The 19490-nt window shown below is 62.5% G+C and carries 27 protein-coding genes; 18 read left to right on the forward strand and 9 right to left on the reverse strand.

Annotation, left to right across the window (positions count from 1 at the left end; all coding sequences use genetic code 11):
- The 3 genes from DAD99_RS00895 to DAD99_RS00905 all read left to right on the forward strand — a co-directional run.
- A partial coding sequence (locus DAD99_RS00895; RefSeq protein ID WP_193339965.1) for a lipoyl synthase occupies positions 1 to 717 on the forward strand: 717 nt, incomplete at its 5' end.
- Between the two features lie 86 nt (positions 718 to 803).
- A complete protein-coding gene (locus DAD99_RS00900) occupies positions 804 to 1556 on the forward strand; it encodes a DUF4191 domain-containing protein (RefSeq protein WP_185263249.1) in 753 nt (250 codons plus the stop codon).
- A gap of 101 nt (positions 1557 to 1657) precedes the next feature.
- Positions 1658 to 2014, forward strand: coding sequence for a DUF3817 domain-containing protein (locus tag DAD99_RS00905; RefSeq protein WP_185263248.1), 357 nt, complete (start codon positions 1658 to 1660; stop codon positions 2012 to 2014).
- 70 nt (positions 2015 to 2084) lie between these two features.
- On the opposite strand, the gene DAD99_RS00910 is transcribed toward DAD99_RS00905, so the two are convergent.
- A complete protein-coding gene (locus DAD99_RS00910) occupies positions 2085 to 2522 on the reverse strand; it encodes an RDD family protein (RefSeq protein WP_185263247.1) in 438 nt (145 codons plus the stop codon).
- 284 nt (positions 2523 to 2806) lie between these two features.
- On the opposite strand from DAD99_RS00910, the gene glnA (DAD99_RS00915) reads away from it, so the two are divergent.
- A complete protein-coding gene (gene glnA / locus DAD99_RS00915; protein ID WP_193339966.1) occupies positions 2807 to 4231 on the forward strand; it encodes a type I glutamate--ammonia ligase in 1425 nt (474 codons plus the stop codon).
- A 119-nt stretch (positions 4232 to 4350) separates the two neighbouring features.
- On the opposite strand, the gene DAD99_RS00920 is transcribed toward glnA (DAD99_RS00915), so the two are convergent.
- Together DAD99_RS00920 and DAD99_RS00925 are read right to left on the reverse strand one after the other, a co-directional pair.
- Entirely contained in the window at positions 4351 to 5421 is a 1071-nt protein-coding gene (locus tag DAD99_RS00920) for a site-specific integrase (protein ID WP_193339967.1), read from the reverse strand.
- Positions 5396 to 5941, reverse strand: a complete 546-nt coding sequence (locus DAD99_RS00925) for a helix-turn-helix transcriptional regulator (RefSeq protein WP_193339968.1) — start codon at positions 5939 to 5941, stop codon at positions 5396 to 5398. Before DAD99_RS00925 ends, DAD99_RS00920 begins: the two co-directional genes overlap by 26 nt.
- 95 nt (positions 5942 to 6036) lie before the next feature.
- On the opposite strand from DAD99_RS00925, the gene DAD99_RS00930 reads away from it, so the two are divergent.
- The 12 genes from DAD99_RS00930 (at position 6037) to DAD99_RS00985 (ending at position 11605) form a co-directional block, all read left to right on the forward strand.
- The gene (locus tag DAD99_RS00930) at positions 6037 to 6240 is read left to right on the forward strand and encodes an AlpA family transcriptional regulator (RefSeq protein WP_227007478.1); all 204 of its coding nucleotides are present in this window, start codon (positions 6037 to 6039) and stop codon (positions 6238 to 6240) included.
- Positions 6237 to 6449, forward strand: coding sequence for a hypothetical protein (locus tag DAD99_RS00935; RefSeq protein ID WP_193339969.1), 213 nt, complete (start codon positions 6237 to 6239; stop codon positions 6447 to 6449). The genes DAD99_RS00930 and DAD99_RS00935 overlap by 4 nt, the downstream gene beginning before the upstream one ends.
- Positions 6442 to 6789: a hypothetical protein gene (locus tag DAD99_RS00940; RefSeq protein ID WP_193339970.1), complete on the forward strand. Its 348-nt coding sequence runs from the start codon at positions 6442 to 6444 to the stop codon at positions 6787 to 6789. The genes DAD99_RS00935 and DAD99_RS00940 overlap by 8 nt, the downstream gene beginning before the upstream one ends.
- A 101-nt stretch (positions 6790 to 6890) precedes the next feature.
- A complete protein-coding gene (locus tag DAD99_RS00945; RefSeq protein ID WP_193339971.1) occupies positions 6891 to 8444 on the forward strand; it encodes a YfjI family protein in 1554 nt (517 codons plus the stop codon).
- Between the two features lie 10 nt (positions 8445 to 8454).
- Complete coding sequence (locus DAD99_RS00950) at positions 8455 to 8691, forward strand: hypothetical protein (RefSeq protein ID WP_193339972.1); 237 nt, start codon at positions 8455 to 8457, stop codon at positions 8689 to 8691.
- Positions 8688 to 9098 carry a hypothetical protein gene (locus DAD99_RS00955; RefSeq protein ID WP_193339973.1) on the forward strand — a complete coding sequence of 137 codons (411 nt, stop codon included), beginning with the start codon at positions 8688 to 8690 and terminating at the stop codon, positions 9096 to 9098. The genes DAD99_RS00950 and DAD99_RS00955 overlap by 4 nt, the downstream gene beginning before the upstream one ends.
- Positions 9095 to 9295, forward strand: coding sequence for a hypothetical protein (locus tag DAD99_RS00960; protein ID WP_193339974.1), 201 nt, complete (start codon positions 9095 to 9097; stop codon positions 9293 to 9295). Before DAD99_RS00955 ends, DAD99_RS00960 begins: the two co-directional genes overlap by 4 nt.
- The gene (locus DAD99_RS00965) at positions 9292 to 9495 is read left to right on the forward strand and encodes a hypothetical protein (protein WP_193339975.1); all 204 of its coding nucleotides are present in this window, start codon (positions 9292 to 9294) and stop codon (positions 9493 to 9495) included. The genes DAD99_RS00960 and DAD99_RS00965 overlap by 4 nt, the downstream gene beginning before the upstream one ends.
- 115 nt (positions 9496 to 9610) lie before the next feature.
- On the forward strand, positions 9611 to 10258 hold the full coding sequence (locus tag DAD99_RS00970; protein ID WP_193339976.1) for a hypothetical protein: 648 nt from the start codon (positions 9611 to 9613) through the stop codon (positions 10256 to 10258).
- Positions 10245 to 10520 (forward strand): hypothetical protein, encoded by a 276-nt coding sequence (locus DAD99_RS00975; RefSeq protein WP_193339977.1) that lies wholly within the window; start codon positions 10245 to 10247, stop codon positions 10518 to 10520. The genes DAD99_RS00970 and DAD99_RS00975 overlap by 14 nt, the downstream gene beginning before the upstream one ends.
- 433 nt (positions 10521 to 10953) lie before the next feature.
- Positions 10954 to 11331: a P27 family phage terminase small subunit gene (locus DAD99_RS00980; protein WP_193339978.1), complete on the forward strand. Its 378-nt coding sequence runs from the start codon at positions 10954 to 10956 to the stop codon at positions 11329 to 11331.
- Complete coding sequence (locus DAD99_RS00985) at positions 11324 to 11605, forward strand: hypothetical protein (RefSeq protein WP_193339979.1); 282 nt, start codon at positions 11324 to 11326, stop codon at positions 11603 to 11605. Before DAD99_RS00980 ends, DAD99_RS00985 begins: the two co-directional genes overlap by 8 nt.
- An 85-nt stretch (positions 11606 to 11690) precedes the next feature.
- Here DAD99_RS00985 and DAD99_RS00990 read toward each other — a convergent pair whose 3' ends face one another.
- On the reverse strand, positions 11691 to 11942 hold the full coding sequence (locus tag DAD99_RS00990) for a hypothetical protein (RefSeq protein WP_193339980.1): 252 nt from the start codon (positions 11940 to 11942) through the stop codon (positions 11691 to 11693).
- Positions 11943 to 12314: 372 nt separating this feature from the next.
- Between DAD99_RS00990 and DAD99_RS00995 the strand changes: the two genes are divergently transcribed.
- Both DAD99_RS00995 and DAD99_RS01000 read left to right on the forward strand, forming a co-directional pair.
- Positions 12315 to 12482: a hypothetical protein gene (locus DAD99_RS00995; protein WP_193339981.1), complete on the forward strand. Its 168-nt coding sequence runs from the start codon at positions 12315 to 12317 to the stop codon at positions 12480 to 12482.
- 267 nt (positions 12483 to 12749) lie between these two features.
- A complete protein-coding gene (locus DAD99_RS01000) occupies positions 12750 to 13223 on the forward strand; it encodes a hypothetical protein (RefSeq protein ID WP_193339982.1) in 474 nt (157 codons plus the stop codon).
- Between the two features lie 64 nt (positions 13224 to 13287).
- Here DAD99_RS01000 and DAD99_RS01005 read toward each other — a convergent pair whose 3' ends face one another.
- The 5 genes from DAD99_RS01005 to glnA (DAD99_RS01025) all read right to left on the reverse strand — a co-directional run bounded on the left by DAD99_RS01005 (position 13288) and on the right by glnA (DAD99_RS01025) (position 19429).
- Positions 13288 to 13554 (reverse strand): hypothetical protein, encoded by a 267-nt coding sequence (locus DAD99_RS01005; protein ID WP_193339983.1) that lies wholly within the window; start codon positions 13552 to 13554, stop codon positions 13288 to 13290.
- A 479-nt stretch (positions 13555 to 14033) separates the two neighbouring features.
- The gene (locus tag DAD99_RS01010; protein WP_309233174.1) at positions 14034 to 14582 is read right to left on the reverse strand and encodes a GNAT family N-acetyltransferase; all 549 of its coding nucleotides are present in this window, start codon (positions 14580 to 14582) and stop codon (positions 14034 to 14036) included.
- A complete protein-coding gene (locus tag DAD99_RS01015; RefSeq protein ID WP_193339985.1) occupies positions 14561 to 15004 on the reverse strand; it encodes a VOC family protein in 444 nt (147 codons plus the stop codon). The genes DAD99_RS01010 and DAD99_RS01015 overlap by 22 nt, the downstream gene beginning before the upstream one ends.
- Positions 15005 to 15070: 66 nt before the next feature.
- Positions 15071 to 18082 carry a bifunctional [glutamine synthetase] adenylyltransferase/[glutamine synthetase]-adenylyl-L-tyrosine phosphorylase gene (locus tag DAD99_RS01020; protein WP_193339986.1) on the reverse strand — a complete coding sequence of 1004 codons (3012 nt, stop codon included), beginning with the start codon at positions 18080 to 18082 and terminating at the stop codon, positions 15071 to 15073.
- Positions 18083 to 18088: 6 nt separating this feature from the next.
- Positions 18089 to 19429, reverse strand: a complete 1341-nt coding sequence (gene glnA / locus DAD99_RS01025; protein WP_185263242.1) for a type I glutamate--ammonia ligase — start codon at positions 19427 to 19429, stop codon at positions 18089 to 18091.
- Between the last annotated feature and the right edge of the window lie 61 nt (positions 19430 to 19490).

Here is a 19490-nt window from a genome sequence, read left to right on the forward strand (position 1 = left end):
GTTGACGTGTTTGAGCCCACGAAAGTGGCCCGCTCGGTCCTGGCCATGCAGCTGCGCTACGCCACCGTCACCGGGGTGGCCCGGGATGACCTGGCCGATGAGGGTGTGTGGCTCTATGCCGAGACGGTGCGGAAGATCCACGAGCTGAACCCGGGCACCGGCGTCGAACTTTTGATCCCTGACTTTTCCGGCAAGCCCGAGCACATCGAGGCGATCTGCGCTTCGAAGCCGGAGGTCTTCGCGCACAACGTCGAAACCGTGCCCCGGATCTTCAAGCGGATCCGGCCCGCGTTCCGGTATGACCGGTCCCTGGATGTCATCACCCAGGGCCGGAACCTGGGCATGGTGACCAAGTCCAACCTGATCCTGGGCATGGGCGAGACCCGCGAGGAGATCTCCGAGGCGCTGCGGGACCTGCACGAGGCCGGCTGTGACCTGATCACCATCACCCAGTACCTGCGCCCGTCCGAGCGGCACCTGCCGGTGGACCGCTGGGTCAAGCCGCAGGAGTTCGTGGACCTCCAGGACGAAGCCAAGGAAATCGGCTTCCTCGGCGTCATGTCCGGACCCCTGGTCCGTTCCTCCTACCGGGCCGGCCGGCTCTGGGCCACCGCGATGCGCAAAAAGGGCTGGGAAATCCCCGCCCAGCTCGCCCACATCGAGTCCTCCGGCAGCACCCGCCAGGAAGCCAGCTCACTGCTGGCCGCCCGTTCCTAAGGCGTAGTTTGGTATCCCTGGGGGCCGGCACCGGACATTCTCCGGTGTCCGGTCCTCAGGCATAAATCACGTAGAATTGAAGAACTATGGCGAACACCCCTGATTCCAGTAACAGCACTCCGGCGGCCTCTGGCGCCCCGAAACGTGGCCTCTTCTCGCGCAAGCCAAAAGAAGCAAAGGTCAAGAAGCCCAGCCGGCTCAAGCAGATCGGCGAAGTCTTTAACATGACCCGCCGCCATGATCCCATGGTCCCGTGGCTGATGCTGCTGGTGTTCCTGGGTGTTGTGGCTGTCAGCTTCCTGGTGGGTTATTGGCTGGAAAACTGGATCACTGGCCTGCTCATCGGCATTCCGCTGGGCCTCCTCGGAGCCACCCTGATCCTCTCGCGTCGTGCCGAACGCGCCGCCTTCGCCCAGATCGAGAACCAGCCGGGAGCCTCGGGCGCTGCACTGGGCACGCTGAAGCGCGGCTGGATCACCGAGGACCAGCCGGTCGCCGTAAACCCACGCACGCAGGATGCCGTGTTCCGCGCCGTCGGCCGTCCCGGCGTCGTCCTCGTCAGCGAAGGCCCCACCATCCGAGTTAAGCCGATGCTCGACGCCGAGCGTAAGCGCCTCGCGCGCATCCTCCCAAACGTCACGGTCCACATGATCGAAAGCGGCCGCGACGAGGGCCAGGTCCCTATCAGCCAGGTAGCCAAGAAGATGGGCAAACTCAAGAACGAGCTGACCAAGCTTGAGGTGAATGCGGTATCCAAACGCATTTCCTCGCTGGGCAACCGACTCCCGATTCCCAAGGGAATCGACCCTTACAAAGCTCGTCCCAACCGCGGACGCTAAGACACTTGAACTGCCCTGGTTCCGGCCACGCCGGAACCAGGGCAGTTTTTGTCTGACCGACGCCGGCCACCCAGGCCGGTACATTGATTGGAAGCAGCTACATGGCGATCCCCGCAAGAACCCTCGTTGTCCGGACCTTCCGCGTCCTGGCGGTTGCCGAAGGCGTCAGCTGGGCTGCGCTCCTGGCGGGCATGTACTTCAAGTGGATCGCCAAGACCACCGAACTGGGCGTGGAGATCGCCGGCCCTATCCATGGTGCGCTGTTTGTGGGCTACGGCATCGCTGCCCTCGCCTTGTGGCGGCTCCAGCGGTGGCCCTTCGTGGTGGCCCTGTTCGCGGGACTGTCGGCGGTGTTCCCGTTCGCCACGGTCGCGTTCGAACGCTGGGCCGGAAAGCGCGGCTACCTGACGCCACGCACGGGCGTTCCTGCCGGGACGAAGGAAACGGCGGGGGTCTGACCCGGCACGGCACTGTATTGGCGCGCCGCGAGCTGCCGGCATACCGCCTTCGCCAGGTGCATAGACCCTGCTAGCGTCTGACGAGGACCGTATTCATCGCCTTGTCGTGCAGTCCCCGCTGGTCCGGATCGAAAATTACGGCAGGAATCACCAGGCACAGCAACACTGACCTCACCACGGCGGCCATCGGACCAGCGGGTCCGCCGCCCAGGCGCAGCACATGGATCCCGGCCACGCGGTGGCCGATGCTGTAACCAAGGGTGCCCACGAGCAGCATCTGTTCCGCGGCAAATACCGCCAACGTGGCCCAGGAGTCACCGCCAAAGGCAAAATTGCTGATCAGCAGAGCAATCCCCCAGTCAAGGACGATAGCGAGGATTCGCCTGCCTGCCCTGGCCATGGAGCCGGAACCGGATTCAGGCATTCCCAAGCGCTCCCCCGGGTACCTTGAGATGCCGGACGTGTCCGGTCCGCTGAGCCAGGAACCAATGTCATTGCGATCTACCACCATCCAAGCTTACCGACTCACCGCCGACCACAGAGTGGAAACCGTTGGACCACACTGTGGACACCGGATAGCGTTACCTGTTCAGGACAATTCTGTAACCTGATCAGGGCATTCTGTAACCTGCCCGAAACAATGTGGACACTGACGGGAAATGACGTGTCCATAGGCTGGTAGCAGTTTCAAGCAATACCTCCCAAGCAGGGAAACGAGGTTTCCCTGCCCTTCGGATTGCGCTGGATCAGTTGGCTTGCCAGCCAGATATTACATATGCGTAAGGAGCATAGATGTTCAAGACTGCGGACGAAGTCCTCAAGTTCATCAAGGACGAAGAAATCAAATTCGTCGATATCCGCTTCACCGACCTCCCGGGTGTGCAGCAGCACTTCAACGTGCCGGCAAAGAGCGTCGACGCGGACTTCTTCATCAACGGCCAGCTCTTCGACGGTTCCTCCATCCGCGGCTTCCAGGGCATCGCCGAATCCGACATGCAGCTGATCCCGGACGTTACCACCGCATTCCTGGACACCTTCCGCATGGAGAAGACCCTTGCGCTGAACTTCTCCATCGTGAACCCCCGCACCGGAGACCCGTACCACCGCGACCCCCGCGGCGTGGCCGAGAAGGCTGAGGCCTACCTCGCCTCCACAGGCATCGCCGACACCGCGTTCTTCGCTCCGGAAGCCGAATTCTTCGTCTTCGACAACGTCCAGTACCAGTCCTCCCCCGAGGGCAGCTTCTACAAGATCGACTCCGAAGAAGCACACTGGAACACCGGCCGCGAAGAAGAAGGGGGAAACCTCGGCTACAAGACCCCCATCAAGGGCGGCTACTTCCCCGTTTCCCCCACCGACAAGCAGGCCGACCTCCGCGACGCCATGTGCATCGCCCTGGATGAGGCAGGCCTCGAGGTCGAGCGCAGCCACCACGAGGTAGGCTCCGCCGGCCAGGCTGAAATCAACTACAAGTTCACCACCCTGACCCACGCCGCAGACGACCTGCAGAAGTTCAAGTACGTCGTCAAAAACACGGCCGATTCCTGGGGCAAGTCCGTGACCTTCATGCCGAAGCCGGTCTTTGGCGACAACGGTTCGGGCATGCACTGCCACCAGTCGCTGTGGACCAACGGCGAGCCGCTGTTTTACGACGAAAAGGGCTACGCCGGCCTGTCCGACATGGCCCGCTGGTACATTGGCGGCCTGCTGAAGCACTCCTCGGCCGTCCTCGCCTTCACCAACCCGACGGTGAACTCTTACCGCCGCCTGGTCAAGGGCTTCGAAGCTCCGGTCAACATGGTCTACTCGCAGGGCAACCGCTCCGCCGGAATCCGTATCCCCATCACGGGCTCCAACCCCAAGGCCAAGCGCATCGAGTTCCGCGCTCCGGACCCCTCGTCCAACCCGTACCTGGCCTTCGCTGCCCAGCTGATGGCCGGCATTGACGGCATCCGGAACCGCATCGAACCGCCGGCTCCGATCGACAAGGACCTCTACGAGCTGCCTGCCGAGGAAGCCAAGGACATCCCGAAGGCTCCGGGTTCGCTGGAAGAGGCGCTGGAGGCCCTGCGCGAGGACAACGAGTTCTTGCAGGCCGGTGGCGTGTTCACCCAGGACCTGATCGACACCTGGATCGAGTACAAGTACGAGTACGAGATCCGCCCGCTGTCCCTGCGCCCGAACCCGTACGAGTTCGAGCTCTACTACGGCGTCTAGCTACATCACGCGGCTGAAGCGGGCATAGTCCGCACACAGTCCGCAAGAATTCGGATACAGCGAAGGCCGGTCCCAGGTTTCATCACCTAGGGCCGGCCTTTTGCCATGCTGGGAACCGCTCAGCCGTGCTGCTCAGTTCGCAAGCTCAGCCGCTCCCGCAGCACACCGGCCACGGCGGCCCGCGCCGACTCTTCCTTGTCCGGCCACATGTGCCCGTAGGTGTCCAGCGTGGTCTTCGCTGAGGAGTGCCTGAGGCTCTTCTGTACAACCTTCACGTCAAGGCCCTGAGCAATGAGCAACGAAGCGAAATAGTGCCGCAGATCATGGAACCGGAACCCCTCTGGAAGATCCTTGACCGTGGCCCGCGCTTCCCGGAAATAATGTTCTAGCCTGTGAGGCGAGATAGCCCGCCCCCAAGCGTTAGTGACGAGCGTTTCACTCCCCCAGCGCGTGTGATTCACCGACAATTCGAGGCAGAGATTCTGAGGAATCGGGATAGGCGTCCTGGATTCCTTGGTCTTCAGTTCAACGCCCGGATACTGGATGGCCGGTGCAATGATTCCGCGCATGAAATCCACGTCAGAGACCCGCAGCGCCACGGCCTCAGCAACACGAAGCCCAGCGAACGCCGCCAGCAGCACGGCAGGCTGCAGGCCGTCCGGCATCGCGTCATGCAGTGCCCAGACCTGTTCCGTTGTGGCTACATAGGGCCGCTGCTCCCCCGCCTTAGGCGCCGTGCGACGGCTCAGCGGCGACTTGGGCAACAGCCCGTCATGCACGGCGTCGCTGTAGAGCTGCCCCATGCGTGAATGCAGGGCGTAGATGGTGGAATCAGCCAAACCCTCATCACTGAGTTTTGCCGTCCACGCCTTGACCTCTGACGGCCGCACACTCTTCAGTGCGCGGTGCCCAAACGCCGCATTGATCCGCTTTAGGTGGGTCTTCGCCTGGCGAACAGTGGAGGGCCGGTTGTTCTCGTAGCCCTTCAGCCAGATCACCGACCACTCCTGAACAGTGGTCAGCGCCGTCTTCGGATCCACATAAGTCCCTGTGACCACCGACGCTGTAACCTCATCGAGCCACGCCTTGGCATCCTTCTGCCGCGTGAAGTGCCTGGCGTGCTCCTTGCCCGCGTCGTCACGGTACCGGGCACGCCAGGAGCCGTTATCCCTCTTCTGGATCGACGCCATAGTAGCTCTCCAAGAACTCCTTCATGACACCGTTAGGGGTCATCTTCAGTGCCCGGCGGGCGGCCTCGATCACACTCGAATACCGTTCCCTAACCCAGTCGTCCGCCGACTCGTCCACGGAAATCTCAAGAGCTTCCTCAAGTTCATACTGCAATGACGTCTGGGTACCTAAGAGTTCCTGGGCGGACGCCGCAATAGCTGTTGCCGCCTTCTCCGCGTTCACAACCGAAAGCTCAAGGTCTCTGAGCGTCTTGCTCTGCTCCGCGGGCAGGAGCATCTGACCAACTAGAGCGCCAAGTGCTTTGGCCAAGCCTCTCGCTTCCCCGAGCCTAACCGGCCGTTCGCCCTTTTCGATTCTCGAGATTGTCGTCTGGTGGAACCCCTCCCACCCGGAATCCGACATGCGTTTAGCCAGTTCGCCTTGCGACCAGCCCAGTTCCTCGCGTATCCGCTTCACGGCCGCAATGAAATGAGCCTCTTCCTCAGCGCCGGGCCCGTTAGTTTCATCCTTTTTCACCATTTGCCAACAATCCCACAAACCGGACTAGACAGTCAACACAAACTGGTGTTAGTGTCGATTGTGTTAGCTCACCAACACAAATTGATGGAGGACGGATGGAAACCGTAAAGGCCATGAAGTTGCACACGATGGACGAGGTATCGGAGATGTTGCGGAAGTCGCCGGCTCAGCTCCGGTGGATGCGCCACAACGGGACAGGCCCGAAGTCAGCCAAGCTGGGCGGCCGCGTGATGTACCGGGAGCAGGACGTTATCGATTGGGTAAACGCAGCGTTTGAAGATGACGCCAAAACGGCATGAGCGCCCGAACTTACACCGAGGCCGATTTGGCCATTGCGTTCGAGCGTGGCTACTGGCGCGGGGTGGACCACAAGGGCCCGCTGAATGACGCGGCCGTGAGAGCCAAGAACCCGTACACCAAAAAAGAAAGCGACGCCGGTTCTCCCGCCAAGAAGAACACCAGCGCCGCCACCGAAAACACCTACGAAAAGGATGATTCCAATGACTAATGCTACCAACTGGCCCGCCACAGTGCGAGAACTTGGCGAAATGGCTGCAAACAAAGACTTGGATCTGTCGGCAATGCTGGCAGAGCTCGAAGCGGCGCATGGTCCCATGCCGATGCCGCCGGCCGGTTACACCCTGGCGCCGGGATGCGATGACCTATGGGTTGCTGACGAGACGATGAACCGCGGGTGGATCATGACGCCGGGATGGAAGTTCCACACCGGCCACTGCATCAACGTCTGGACCGTCCAGGACCGGGACCTAACGCCCACTGAGGCCCTAGAACTCGGAACAGCGCTTATTACCGCCGCGCAGGCTGCCGGCGTCGCTGCAGGCGAATAGGCCGGACGGATGATCAGCGTCGCCACTTACCAGCGCTGGGAATTTAGGAACTGGCTCGCCGTACACGACCCCGCCTACCTCCGAGAGATGGACGCCGCCGCATGAAAGAAATCACTCCCGAACTGGCCGAAGCGGTTTCGGCAGCCCAATTCGACGCAGCCCACACGGTGCCCACTGAACTGCATGTCGAGCCGACCGTCCCACCGTTCCCGACAGGCTCGCTGCCCGCGTGGTGGAAATCCTTTGTTGAAGCCACTGCGGAGGCGACACAGACACCCCTTGACCTCGCCGCGTCCGTGACGCTGGGGGTCATGGCGGCCGCCGTCTCCGGCAAGAGCAGGATCCAGGCGGCTCCCGGTTGGGTGGAGCCCCTCAATCTGTACCTCGCCTGCGCGCTGCCCCCGGGTAACCGCAAGTCAGCGGTCTTCAATCTCGCAACGGCTCCGCTGCGAGAGGTGGAGATGGACCTCATTGAAGACGCGAAGCCCGAAGTGCGCCGGCAAGCAACACTAAAGAAGCTTCGGGAGGATACGGCCGAGAATGTCCGCAAGCAGGTCATGAATGGGAAGAAGACCGAGGATCAGTACCTCGCCGCGGTTCAGGCAGCGGAAGAAATCCCGGTGCTCACCCTCCCCCGACTCCTGGCCGACGACGCAACGCCAGAAGCGCTCACATCCCTAGCTGCGGACAATGGCGGGAAGATATCCGTTGCCTCAGCAGAGGGTGGAATCTTCGATATCTTCGCTGGACGGTACAGCGGCGGCATGCCGAACATGGACATACTCCTGAAAGGCCACGCCGGCGACGCGATGACCGTTGACCGGAAGGGCCGACCTTCGGAACGGATCGAGTCCGTTTGCCTCAACATGAATCTCACGGTTCAGCCGGCAGTCCTCAGGCAGATCGGTTCCGGTTCGCCGGAGAAATCCAAGGGTGAGTTGGAGCGGTTCCTGTTCACCGTCCCGAAGTCCAGTGTCGGTTTCCGCTCCGTGGACTCACGGCCCGTACCGGCAGCGGTGAAAGCCGCCTACTACCACCACGTAAGCGCCCTGGCGCGGGCAGGCGCGGAACCCGGAGAGCCTCTCCTTATCCGACTGGACCCGGATGCAACCAAGCTGTTCACCGACTGGCAGCGGGTCATTGAAGCGGACCTGAGGCCCAATGGATTGTTGGGAGATCCCCGCGTCATCGGCTGGGGCTCCAAGCTCGCCGGAACAACAGCCAGGTTCGCCGGGATCCTCCATCTTGCTTCAGGAAAATCGGCCGATGAATTGGTTTCTGCGGATACTGCGGATTGTGCGGCGGCCATGGCGGAACACTTCGCACAGCACGCCTTGGCTGCTTTCCACCTTATGAGCCTCTCTGATCCTCATAAGAAAGCTAAGGAGTTGAGAATGATAATCATTATCAACAAGTTCTATAGCTTCACTGAACGGGACCTCCTGACTAAGGCCAGCCGGTCAGTGTTCCCGGATGCCCTGGCCATAAAGGAAGCACTGGCCATCCTGTTGGATCACGAATGGGTCTTCCGAGTAGAGATGCCAGACCAGCCAGGGCCCGGCCGGAAACCCTCCCAAATGTACGTACCTCACCGAAGCATTTTCGACCAATCGCATACCGCCGCAGTATCCGCACAATACGCAGAATCAGCCTAAGGAGCAGAAAATGACCGCTCAACCCCCCACACCTGCCGACGTGTGGTTCGGTATGCACTCCCCGACGATCGTCACGGTTCCCCGCGCCGACGGCGCAACGGACTTAGTGCTCAACTTCGACGGCGGATACGGCAACCCGGACGACGCCGCCGAAAGTGCAATCCTATGGGCCCAAGAGCTCAACCAGGCGGGCCTCAAGACATACGTGCACGCCGACATCATCAAGACAGTTCGGGGGATGAAATGACCACCGCAAAGGAACTACGCGCAACGTTCCATGAGGCAATCCTTGACCACGGCGGACGCCGCACCGGCGGGTATTACACAGTCCCCGTAGGCGGTCCAGTAGACGGCCGTCAGCCCTGGCTCAGCGTCAGAGTAAACCCCAACGGCTACGGGCCATCAGCTTGCACCATCGTCCTCGACAGGTGGAACGCCTCAGACCCTCCCGAATCAGCCCGCGACTGGTTCCAAGAGCATGTCTACCCGTTCGTCAAGAGCGCGGTTCACAGCATCCGTAAAGGCAACTACTGGATGACGCTCCCCGGAATCAGTTCCTACACTTCCGCAACGGTCCTACGCACCGACGTCGCCGCCGTCCTGGACGTCTGGATCCCCCAAGAAAAGCAGTGGCAGCAGGAGCAGGCCCGATGACCACCCCACCGCCGTCTGTTGCCCTTATGAAGCTTAACAAATCCGAGTACATCGAACTCTGCGACAGGTTCCGGGATAAGGCCCAGGAGGCCCACCAGGACATGCGCGCATGGATGAACCGGGCGTTGGTCGCTGAGTCCCGGATAGCTACCCTCAGGGCCGCTTATGAGCCCCAGACCGCCAAGGAGAGCAATTGAGCCGCCGCCCCTACGTCACCGCCAAGCCCTACGTCTGGAAGGACGCGGCAGGCGTAGCAACACCAGGAATCGCCCTCATGCAGGGCGCAAAGGTGAGAGCCCATCTCACCGCCGATGAGGCCCGCACGCTGGCCGACACCCTGCATGACATGGCCGACCGGATAGACGCCGCCGAATCCACCCCAAAGGAGACCAACTAATGGCAAAGCAAGCCCACGATCCTGGCGTCAAAAAGAGACGCGCCCGCGAACTCGCCGCCACCAGCACGACCAGCACCACCGACTCAGACCGCCGTACAAAGAAAGAAGAATCCAAATGACACGCACACGCCCCAACTCCGCACCCTCTGACGCCGCTTACGCCGCCATCCACGCCGTGCCGCCCCTCGAACTCCTACCCCCGGCACTCGCCAAGATCATCACCGAAATCCGGGGACTCTCCGGACGCCAGCGCGACGCCCTGAACAAGGTCAACGAGTTCACCAGCGACGAGCGCGCCACGGCCGCTAAAGCCGCAGATCTCGCTGAACACGGCAAGCAGGTTCGGGCGGGCAAGAAAGGCATGGTTGTTCAGGACGCTCAACGCCAGCTCGCCCAGGACATCACCGCCGCGCAGCATGAACTCGACGGGATCAACGCCGCCATCACCCAGGCTTACGCCGAGTTCTGGACCCTCAGGGATGAAGCCGACGCAGACCCGTCAGCAGCAGGCCAGGCCCGCAAACTCGCCAAGGTCACCCGTGACGCCCTAGATGCCTTCCAGAAGGCCTACGCCGAATACAACGAGTTCGACATGATCCGCGGTTGGTATCACCGCAACCAGTACCAGCCCATCCCCGGATTCGTTCTCACTGAACTGGTCACCGCGGCCCGCAACGGCGACCGCCCCCACCTTATCCGCGTGGATATCAACGACCTTGTAACCAACCTCAAGCAGGAGCTGTTCAACGATGACGACAAGTAACCCACAGCAGACCATCCGCCACACCCCCGGCGACATCATGGCAACCATCGCCCGAATCAATGCAGGGATGCCAGCCGTCAACGGCAACGGCCAACCGGTCAACGCACCCGAACAGCACACCGTCATCCACCTTGTCACCACCCCCGAGCAGGTACTCATGGCATCCATCCATGCAGAGAACGCCAAGCTTGCGCCCGAGCCAATCACGGACGCGGAGAACGCCAACAAGGACACGGCGCCTGACGCAGCGGTAAACGACTAATGGTAGCCGTGGCAGTAGTCAAGGGCCGCGACGGTAGCGAAGTAGTCATCAATGAGCTAGCCCAGTCCTTCGCCAAGTGGACATCCGAAGTGCAGTACATCGCACGATGCACATGCTCATGGCAAGAGCAGCACATCGTACTAAGGCCGCTACTCACCACAGCAGCACAGCACGCCGCGCAACACACGAGCCTGACCACACAGACCGGCACGACTCCACCATGACCCGTGAAGCGTGCCACGGCGCCGTCTGCCAACCACGTAACCGGCAGGCGGCGCCACACCCCACAGGCAAGGCCCGAAGGGTGTGGGGGGGACCCCAGGGTAGCCCCCTGCTTTTGACGCGCCCGGGAGGCGGCTCGGATCGGACGCACGCATCGCCGTCCATTTTTCGCCCTATTGGGCTTGGTTTCGTTGATTTCTAGGGAGTTTTGATGACAAAGGTTAGGGCACCGAGCGGGCTAAATGCCCGTGGTAAGGCGTTTTGGGCACTGATTACCGAGGGTTTCGAGCTGGATTCGGCCGAACTTGAGGTTCTGAAGGAGGCGTGCCGGACGCTGGACGAGATCGACGCGCTCAAGGCGGCGGCTGACGAGCACGGCCCGATGGTGAAGGGCAGCACGGGGCAACTCGTGGTGAATCCGGCGCTGTTGGAGGTACGCCAGGCGCGGGCTGCTTTTGAGCGGATGGTGAAGGCGCTGGCGTTGCCATCGGAGGATGACGAGCATCAGACGGCGGCGGAACGATCCATTTCTGAGGACGCCAGTAAAGCCGCGCAGGCGCGTTGGGGTAAGCGGGCATCCGGTGGCTAAGCGGCGCGTGGCGCCCCGCCCGCCATCCGCTGACGTCCTACCCGCGGAGTTGCTGCCATCAAACGACCTGTTCGATTCCTTCACTGTTCCGAAGAACGGACGGCTGGGAATCGACCAGGCCGCCGCTGTGAGACAGCAGGCGGCGGAAACGGCACGGCGAACCAAGTTTGCTGAATGGTTCGCCCGCCGTGGCATCAAAACACGATACGCGGACCACGACGAGCGGTTCGAGGAAGTCCTGGCAGCGAGCCGGGCGCAGGGCAACAAGAGCTAAGCGCTTCCGGCCACGGCGGCAACACACCACGAGCGGTCCCGGATCTCATTAGAGGTTCGGGACCGCTTTCGTGCTTAAACCGGGCTTAGAGCTTTGCGGCAGGCGCCGTTTCTGCAATCTCAGATGAAGCTATGAGCGCCGCGGATATGCGTTTCAGGTAGCCCACGCAGATGATGAGCAGCCCAAGCACTCCGCCGCCGGTAAATATCAGCCCATTTGGTACGCCGTTGAGCGCGGTTATGACATAGAGCGCCACACTCAGAAAGCAGAAGATTATTCCGGTTCCGATAAGAGCGTCGCCCGGCAGTTTCCCGTTTTTCCCCAATTTGATCCCCATGCGCTGATCTAACCATGGACTGTAGGCAATGAACACCCCAGGCGGGAAATAGCACGGGCGTGCTAAATAGATGCTATCCGCTGAGGGTACGTCCACGCGGGCCATCGCGCCCATTCAGACACGCGCTTCTGCTTGGCATACTGTGCGACCGCGATAATTTCCGTCCCTTGGTGTTGCGATCCGCACGGGCAGGAGCGTGGGGAGATTGAGACGAAATCCGAGGCGTCCATTCGAGCCACAGCAACTCGGGAAGTAAACCAAGGCCGACTAGATCGAAATAGTTTTACCAATTCGATCCCGGACAAGCCGAGGCCTACCGACTACGCCAAGGCGCACGAGCTGAGCGGTAGTGACAAGCAGCCGGGAATTTACATGATGTCGGACTCTGCCACCGACTCCGAGTTCGACGCCGACGACCTGCGCCGCGAAATACGCCCCGCACCGCACGGCAACCTTCCCGGCCTCGCGTTCGCCGCAGCACGGAACGCCGGCCATATCGAATCAGTAAGCGCCGCAAGACAAGCAGGTGTTCAGAACTGAACAGGTGGAAGCGCCAACCCAAGGGCTTGACGGCAAGACGCGAGTGTATCAGCCGACGTGGGACATGATGTCCCACCCCGCGCCTACGATTCCGGGCATGGTGAAGTTTGATCCTGAGGGATTCCTGGCGATGATGGCGCGCATAGAAGCGGAGGACCGAGACAGGGCCGTAGTGCGCTCACCGTATGAGGATCTAGAGCCTGACTATGAGTTCCTGCCAGCGCCGCGTATTTGCGTAACGTGACGCCTACCCGAAACGTTACGGTTATGGATAACGTTACGGGTAAGTGCGCAGAGTGTGGCAACGAGATGCAGGGCCGCGCCGACCGCAAGTTCTGTTCCGCCGCCTGCCGTCAGAAGGCGTACCGCAATAGCCGTAACGAGACGGCTACCCATAACGTGACGGCTGAACCGTTCCCGCTCAGTGATGATCCCGTGCCATACAAGGGCAAGGATGACTTTTGGCTGGCAATGTCCGCCCTACCCGGAACGCTTGGGGGTCTGGGCGTGTTTGATGCTGACGCCGACCTAGCGAGCTTCGGGTTTGATGCTGCTGACCCCCGGCCCGTTATCTCTATCTATCCGGCGCGGCGGAAGGCCGCGGCTCTTGCAGAGCAGGATACCGCCGATGCCAAGCGTTCTCTAGGTGAGTTCCTGGCGCAGTACGACGAGATGCAGGACAACCTGGTGCGCATGAAGGCCACGGCGGAGCAGATCGCCAAGCACCACGGCTGGAGCTGACGGCATAGAAAAGCCCCGGACCGATAACCGGAGCCGGGGCAGTTTCTAGGCGCTGACGGCCGCGTCAGGCGTACTTGGTAGCGAGCCTTGCCAGCGCGGTTCCCGCTTCGAGTGCCTGGGATGCCGAAAGCACGCCCAGCGAATAGCCTCCATTCAGTGGCACGAGCTCGAACTCGACTCCGCGCTCAACGGTGAAGACTGTTTCGATCCGCCAGCCGTCGCCCGTCTCGGAAGGTCCATCGAAGTATTCGGCCGGCAGATCAGGCTGCAAGGCGTCCATTGCCTGGATGAAGCCCTCAGGAGCGACAGGGGAAGTCGTGGTGTGGTTCATGGCTGATGCCGTTCTCTTGGTACTGGGTAGACGCCGTGAGTCTAACGGGCGGACGTGACCATCACGCCATCAGTCCGCAGAAAGTCCGCAAGAGGTCCGCAAAGTGCCCAATTCAGACAATCAGAACCAACCATGAAAACGCCGGAATCTAGCTGATTTTTAGCCCACTCAACACCAGCCAACCACCGTTGTTTAGTTCGAGCTCTACTACGGCGTCTAGCAAGATTCCCGGCTGAACCCGTTCAGTCCGCCAAAAAGTCCGCCCGGGCTGCCCGCATCAGTGCTGCAGCCCGGGCGGACTTTTTTGTCCCTTAAGGTGGGGGCTGCCTCCAGACGTGCTGAGACCAGGAGCCAGCCCCCTGACATGTGCTCCCCGAGACGAAGACTTTTCAAGCCTTCCCCCCAACAAGGTTTGAAGAACACCGCCAACCCTCATGATCGGTCAATGTTGAACCGGAGGCAATGCAAACCGCCGAACATTACTTTGTGAAGCTCCGGTACATGGTCCGTTGCGGTCCGGAACTGCCGCCCAGGTACTGCCCTTGGTCCACAAAACCGGCGGTCCGGTATGCGGCCAGCCCGGCCGGGTTGGTTTCGTTGACGGAAAGCACGACGCCGGCCTCGTGGGTTCCGCATCTGGCGGTCAGTTTCGCGGCGGCGTCCACTGCGGACGCGGCCGCACGCGGTCCGAGGCCTCGCCCCTGGTGGCGCCTGTCGATCAGTAAACCGCGTAGCAGCCACGCGGAATCCTCGTCCGGCCAGCCGGCCAGGCGCGCGGCACCGGCCTGGAGGGTCAGCACGCCGACGGCGTAGCCCGCAGCCTCCACGACATAAGGGAACCGCGAATCCTCCTCCAGTCCCGCCAGGATCATGCGGAGCGGGTCACCAACGAAGCTGCTTTGTCCAGGGCCCAGTTCAAGGTTGGCTACCTCACCCAGCTGAATGGCAAGGGCGTCACCGTCGAGGTCATCCAGGGCGATGAGCCAGACAGAATCGACCCGGGTTTTCAGGTGGGCTGTCCGTCTGATCCGGCGGGAGCCCCGTCGTCGGCCGGTGGACCGGCAGCGTCTGTCCACAGGACCTCCCACAGGTGCCCGTCCAGGTCCTGGAAACTGTGGTTGTACATAAAGCCGTAGTCCTGGACTTCCTGCGACGGGGCGCCGCCAGCGGCCAACGCCTTGCGTACGGTTGCGTCAACGTCTTCCTTGCTGTCCACCGAAAAGGCCACGATGGCTTCGGTGGAACTCGTGGCGTCGGCCACGTCCCTGGAGGTGAAGGTCTTGAAGAATCCCTCTACCAGGAGCATGACAAAGGCGTTGTCGTTGATGATCATGCAGGTCGCGTTTTCGTCGGTGTAGTCCGGGTTGAACGAGAAGCCCAGGGCGGTGAAGAAATCGACGGACCGCTTCAGGTCCTTAACGGGCAGGTTCACGTAAATTTGCGTTGCCATGGCCCCCAACCTAGCACCGCGCCTCTGCGGCTGTCTGCAGCCCTCCGGGGAGGACCCAAACAGCCGCTAATGTCCGTAGAAGGCTTTCTCGAACACGCCCCGCGCACGCCGGCTCAGCCGGAGGTAGTCCTCTTCCAAGGCGGCCGCGTGGCCTGGTTCGTAGCCACACCAGCGGGCCACCGCCTCCAGGTCCCCCCGCGCAGATGGCAGCAGGTCCGAAGCCCTGCCGCTCCAAATGACGTTGGCGGACCGGATCCTGCTGGCGAGCCGCCACGCCTCGGCCAGCAGCTTCGCGTCGGCAGCCGTGAGCAGGTTCAGTGAAGCCGCGGCGTCAAGGGCCTCCACCGTGGACGTTGTCCGCAGTTCCGGATGCTTGGCAGCGTGCTGGAGCTGGAGTAGCTGTACCAGCCACTCGACGTCGCTCAGTCCCCCGCGGCCAAGCTTCAGGTGGCGGGCGGGGTCCGCGCCGCGCGGCAATCGCTCCGATTCCACCCGCGCCTTTACCCTGCGCACCTCCCGGACATCCTGCTCCGAAATCGATGCCGGGTACCTGATCGGGTCGATGAGTGAAAGAAAGTCTTCGGCCAGGGCGTCGTCGCCCGCCATGGGCCGGGCCCGCAGCAGCGCCTGCGCTTCCCAGATCAACGACCAGCGGCGGTAATATTCGGCAAACGAATCGAGGGAGCGGACCATGGCGCCGTTCTTGCCTTCGGGCCGAAGATCGGCGTCCATCTGCAGTACACGCTCGGCCATAATGGCCGGTTTGAGTGGCTGCGTGAGCAGGCTGGAGACCTTGGCCACAATCCGGGCCGCCTGATCCTGCGCCTCATCGTCGGTATAGCCCGGCAACGCGCGGTGCACGTACATTACGTCGGCATCGGAGCCGTAGCCGATCTCGCGGCCACCCTGCCGGCCCATGGCCACCACCAGCATCGCGGTCTTCAGCGGTCCCTTAGCGGTGACGATTCCTTCGGCCACACGCAGGGCGCCCAGCACCGCTGCCCGGTCGGTGTCCGCCAGCGCCGCGCCCACTTGGTCCTGGTTGAGCAGCCCGGCAGAATCGGCGATCGCGATCCGGAGGATCTCCCGGCGCCTGATCAGCCGGATCAGCCTCATGGCGTTTTCCGGGTCCGGGTGCCGCGACATTTTGGCCGTGATTTCCTGCCATTGGGCTTCGAAGTTCAATGGCACAAGGTCCTTGTTGGTACCCAGCCATGCCACCGATTCCGGCGAAACCTCCAGAAGGTCCGCAATCAGCCGTGAGTTGGAGAGCACGTGGCATAGCCGTTCAGCGGCCGCCGTGGAATCCCGGAGCATGCCCAGATACCAGTGGGTGGTGCCGAGGGCTTCACTGACGCGCCGGAACGCGAGCAGCCCGGCGTCGGGATCAACGCCTTCGGCGAGCCAGTCCAGCAGGATAGGCAACAGCTGGCGTTGCAGGGCTGCCCGCCGGCTGACACCGGCGGTCAACGCCTCAATGTGCCGCATCGCGCCCTGTGGGTCGCGATAGCCCAGCGCGGCGAGGCGGCCCTGGGCGGCTTCAGGCGTCAGCCTGGCGTCCTCGCTGCTGAGTTTGGCCGCGGTATTAAGCAACGGACGGTAGAAAATTCGTTCATGCAGTTCACGGACAGAGCGTTTGGTCTTCTGCCAGGTAGCCAGGAGAGAAGCCGGTGGCGGCCTGTCATTGGAAAAGGGGCTGAGCACTGCCTTTGCGAGGGCGCGCTGCGCCGCCTCGCCAACAGGCATCAGGTGCGTCCGCCGGAGCTGGAACAGCTGGATGCGGTGTTCCAGGAGGCGAAGGTATCGGTAGGCGTGGTCGAAAGCGGCGGCGTCGGTCCGGCCGATATAGCCCCCGGCAGAGAGTGCCGCAATGGCCGCGGTGGTATCCCTGCGACGGAGGGTTTCGTCGGATTTTCCGTGCACCAGCTGAAGCAGCTGCACGGTGAACTCGACGTCCCGGAGGCCGCCCCGGCCAAGCTTGATCTGCCGCTGTTCCTCCGCCGCCGGGATATGCTCGGTGACCCTGCGGCGCATCGCCTGCACGGACTCCACGAACCCTTCACGGCCCGCGGAGCTCCAGATCAGTGGGGCTACGGCCTTTTCGTAGCGCTCCCCAAGGTCCCTGTCGCCGGCGATGGTCCGGGCCTTCAGGAGTGCCTGGAATTCCCAGCTTTCCGCCCAGCGCGCGTAGTAGCTTTCGTGCGACGCGAGGGTTCGGACCAGGGGGCCGGACTTGCCCTCCGGCCGCAGGTTGGCGTCCACTTCCCAGAGGCCGGGCTCACGTGCCACCGACGAGATGGCCCGGGAAATGCCGGCGGCCAAGGCTGTGCCGATGGTGTTGGCACGGGCGTCGTCGAGGTCGCCGGCGTCGATCACGTAAATGACGTCGACGTCGGAAATATAGTTCAGTTCCCGCGCTCCGCATTTGCCCATCCCGATGACAGCCAAGCCGACGGCGGCCACTTCCCCGGCGCTGAAGTGCTCAGCAGCCTCGGCACGGGAAACTGCCAGCGCAGCTTCGATCGCGGCCCCCGCCAGATCAGCGAGCTCAGCCCCGACGGCGGGCATAAAGTCCAGCGGGTCAGCGGCGCACATGTCCTTGACCGCCAGGTCCACCACCCCGCGGCGGTACGCCGACCGCAGCGCCGCATAAGCCTCGGTTCCGGTCATTCCTGCCACGGGCCGGGCTGAAGCGGGTTCCGCGCGGACAGATTTCAGGAGGACAGAGCGGAGCTGCTCCGGATCTGCCTGCAGTGGCTCGGGACTGGCGGTGACTTCGAAGGCATCGAGGTGTTCCGGGTGCCGGATAAGGAATTCCCCCAGCGCTTCGGAGGCCCCGAGCACCCTGTAGAGCGGCTCGCTGATCTCCGGATCGGCCGCCGCCAGCTCCCGGAGACCCGGGTGCTTTTCAATCAGCCGCACCAGTGACTGCAGGGCGGTGTCGGGGTTGGCGGCCAGCTGCAGGCCGGCGAAAATCCTGTCCGGGTCCAGGCCAACCAGCTCCGGGGCAGCAAGGAAGCGCTCACCCTTCTCCAGGTCACTGAAGCCGGCTGAGATGAGGCGGCGTGCGAGGCTCACCGCCGCCTAAAGAATGCCGAGGTTGCGCTGCAGTTCGTAGGGCGTCACCTGGAGCCGGTAGTCCTGCCATTCGGCACGCTTGTTGCGCAGGAAGTGCTCGAAGACCTGCTCACCAAGGATCTGCGGCATCAGCTCGGAGTCCTCCATGGACCTGATGGCATCGTGAAGGCTGGCGGGCAGGGGGTCGTGGCCCATGGCACGACGCTCGGCGGAGCTGAGTGACCAGACGTCGTCCTCTGCTGCGGCGGGCAGCTCGTAGCCTTCTTCGATCCCCTTCAGTCCGGCCCCCAGCAGGACGGCATAGGCAAGGTAGGGGTTCGCCGCTGAATCAATGCCGCGGTATTCGATCCGGGCCGACTGGCCCTTGCCGGGCTTGTACAGCGGGACCCGGACCAGGGCAGAACGGTTGTTGTGCCCCCAGCTGAGGTAGCTCGGCGCTTCGCCGCCACCCCAGAGCCGCTTGTAGGAGTTCACAAACTGGTTGGTCACAGCGGTGAACTCGGGGGCGTGCTTCAGGATGCCTGCGATGAATTGGCGGGCGGTTTTGGAGAGCTGGAATTCGGCGCCCGCCTCATAAAAAGCGTTAGTGTCGCCCTCGAACAGCGAGAAGTGCGTGTGCATCCCGGAGCCGGGGTGGTCGGTGAAGGGCTTGGGCATAAACGTGGCGTAGGTGCCCTGTTGGAGGGCCACTTCCTTGATCACCGTGCGGAACGTCATGATGTTGTCCGCGGTCTGCAGGGCGTCCGCGTAGCGCAAGTCGATCTCGTTCTGGCCGGGACCGGCTTCATGGTGGCTGAACTCCACCGAAATACCCACGGATTCCAGCATGGTTACGGCCGTGCGGCGGAAGTCCTGCGCCACGCCGCCGGGAACGTGGTCGAAGTAGCCGCCCTCGTCAACGGGTATGGGCGCGCCGTCGGGCCCGGGCTGCTGGGACTTGAGGAGGTAGAACTCGATCTCCGGGTGGGTGTAGCACGTAAACCCCATGTCCGCGGCCTTGGCCAGCGTGCGCTTGAGGACATTACGGGGATCCGCGGCCGACGGTTCGCCGTCCGGAGTCAGGATGTCGCAGAACATCCTCGACGTCTGTTCCGTCTCGCCACGCCACGGCAGGATCTGGAAGGTGGACGGATCCGGTTGCGCCAGCATGTCCGATTCGAACACGCGCGCCAGGCCTTCGATGGCTGAACCGTCGAAACCGAGTCCCTCCTCAAAGGCCCCTTCAACCTCGGCCGGGGCAAGTGCCACCGATTTGAGTGAACCTACGACGTCGGTGAACCACAAACGTACGAACCGTACGTCGCGCTCCTCGATTGTGCGCAGGACAAACTCTTGCTGGCGGTCCATGATGGCCTCTTCTCCGGTCAATCGTTCATGCCCCGGGCCCGCGGAAGCGGCGTCCGGCAGC

This window comes from Pseudarthrobacter sp. AB1, from assembly GCF_014926485.1.
Taxonomy (GTDB): domain Bacteria; phylum Actinomycetota; class Actinomycetes; order Actinomycetales; family Micrococcaceae; genus Arthrobacter.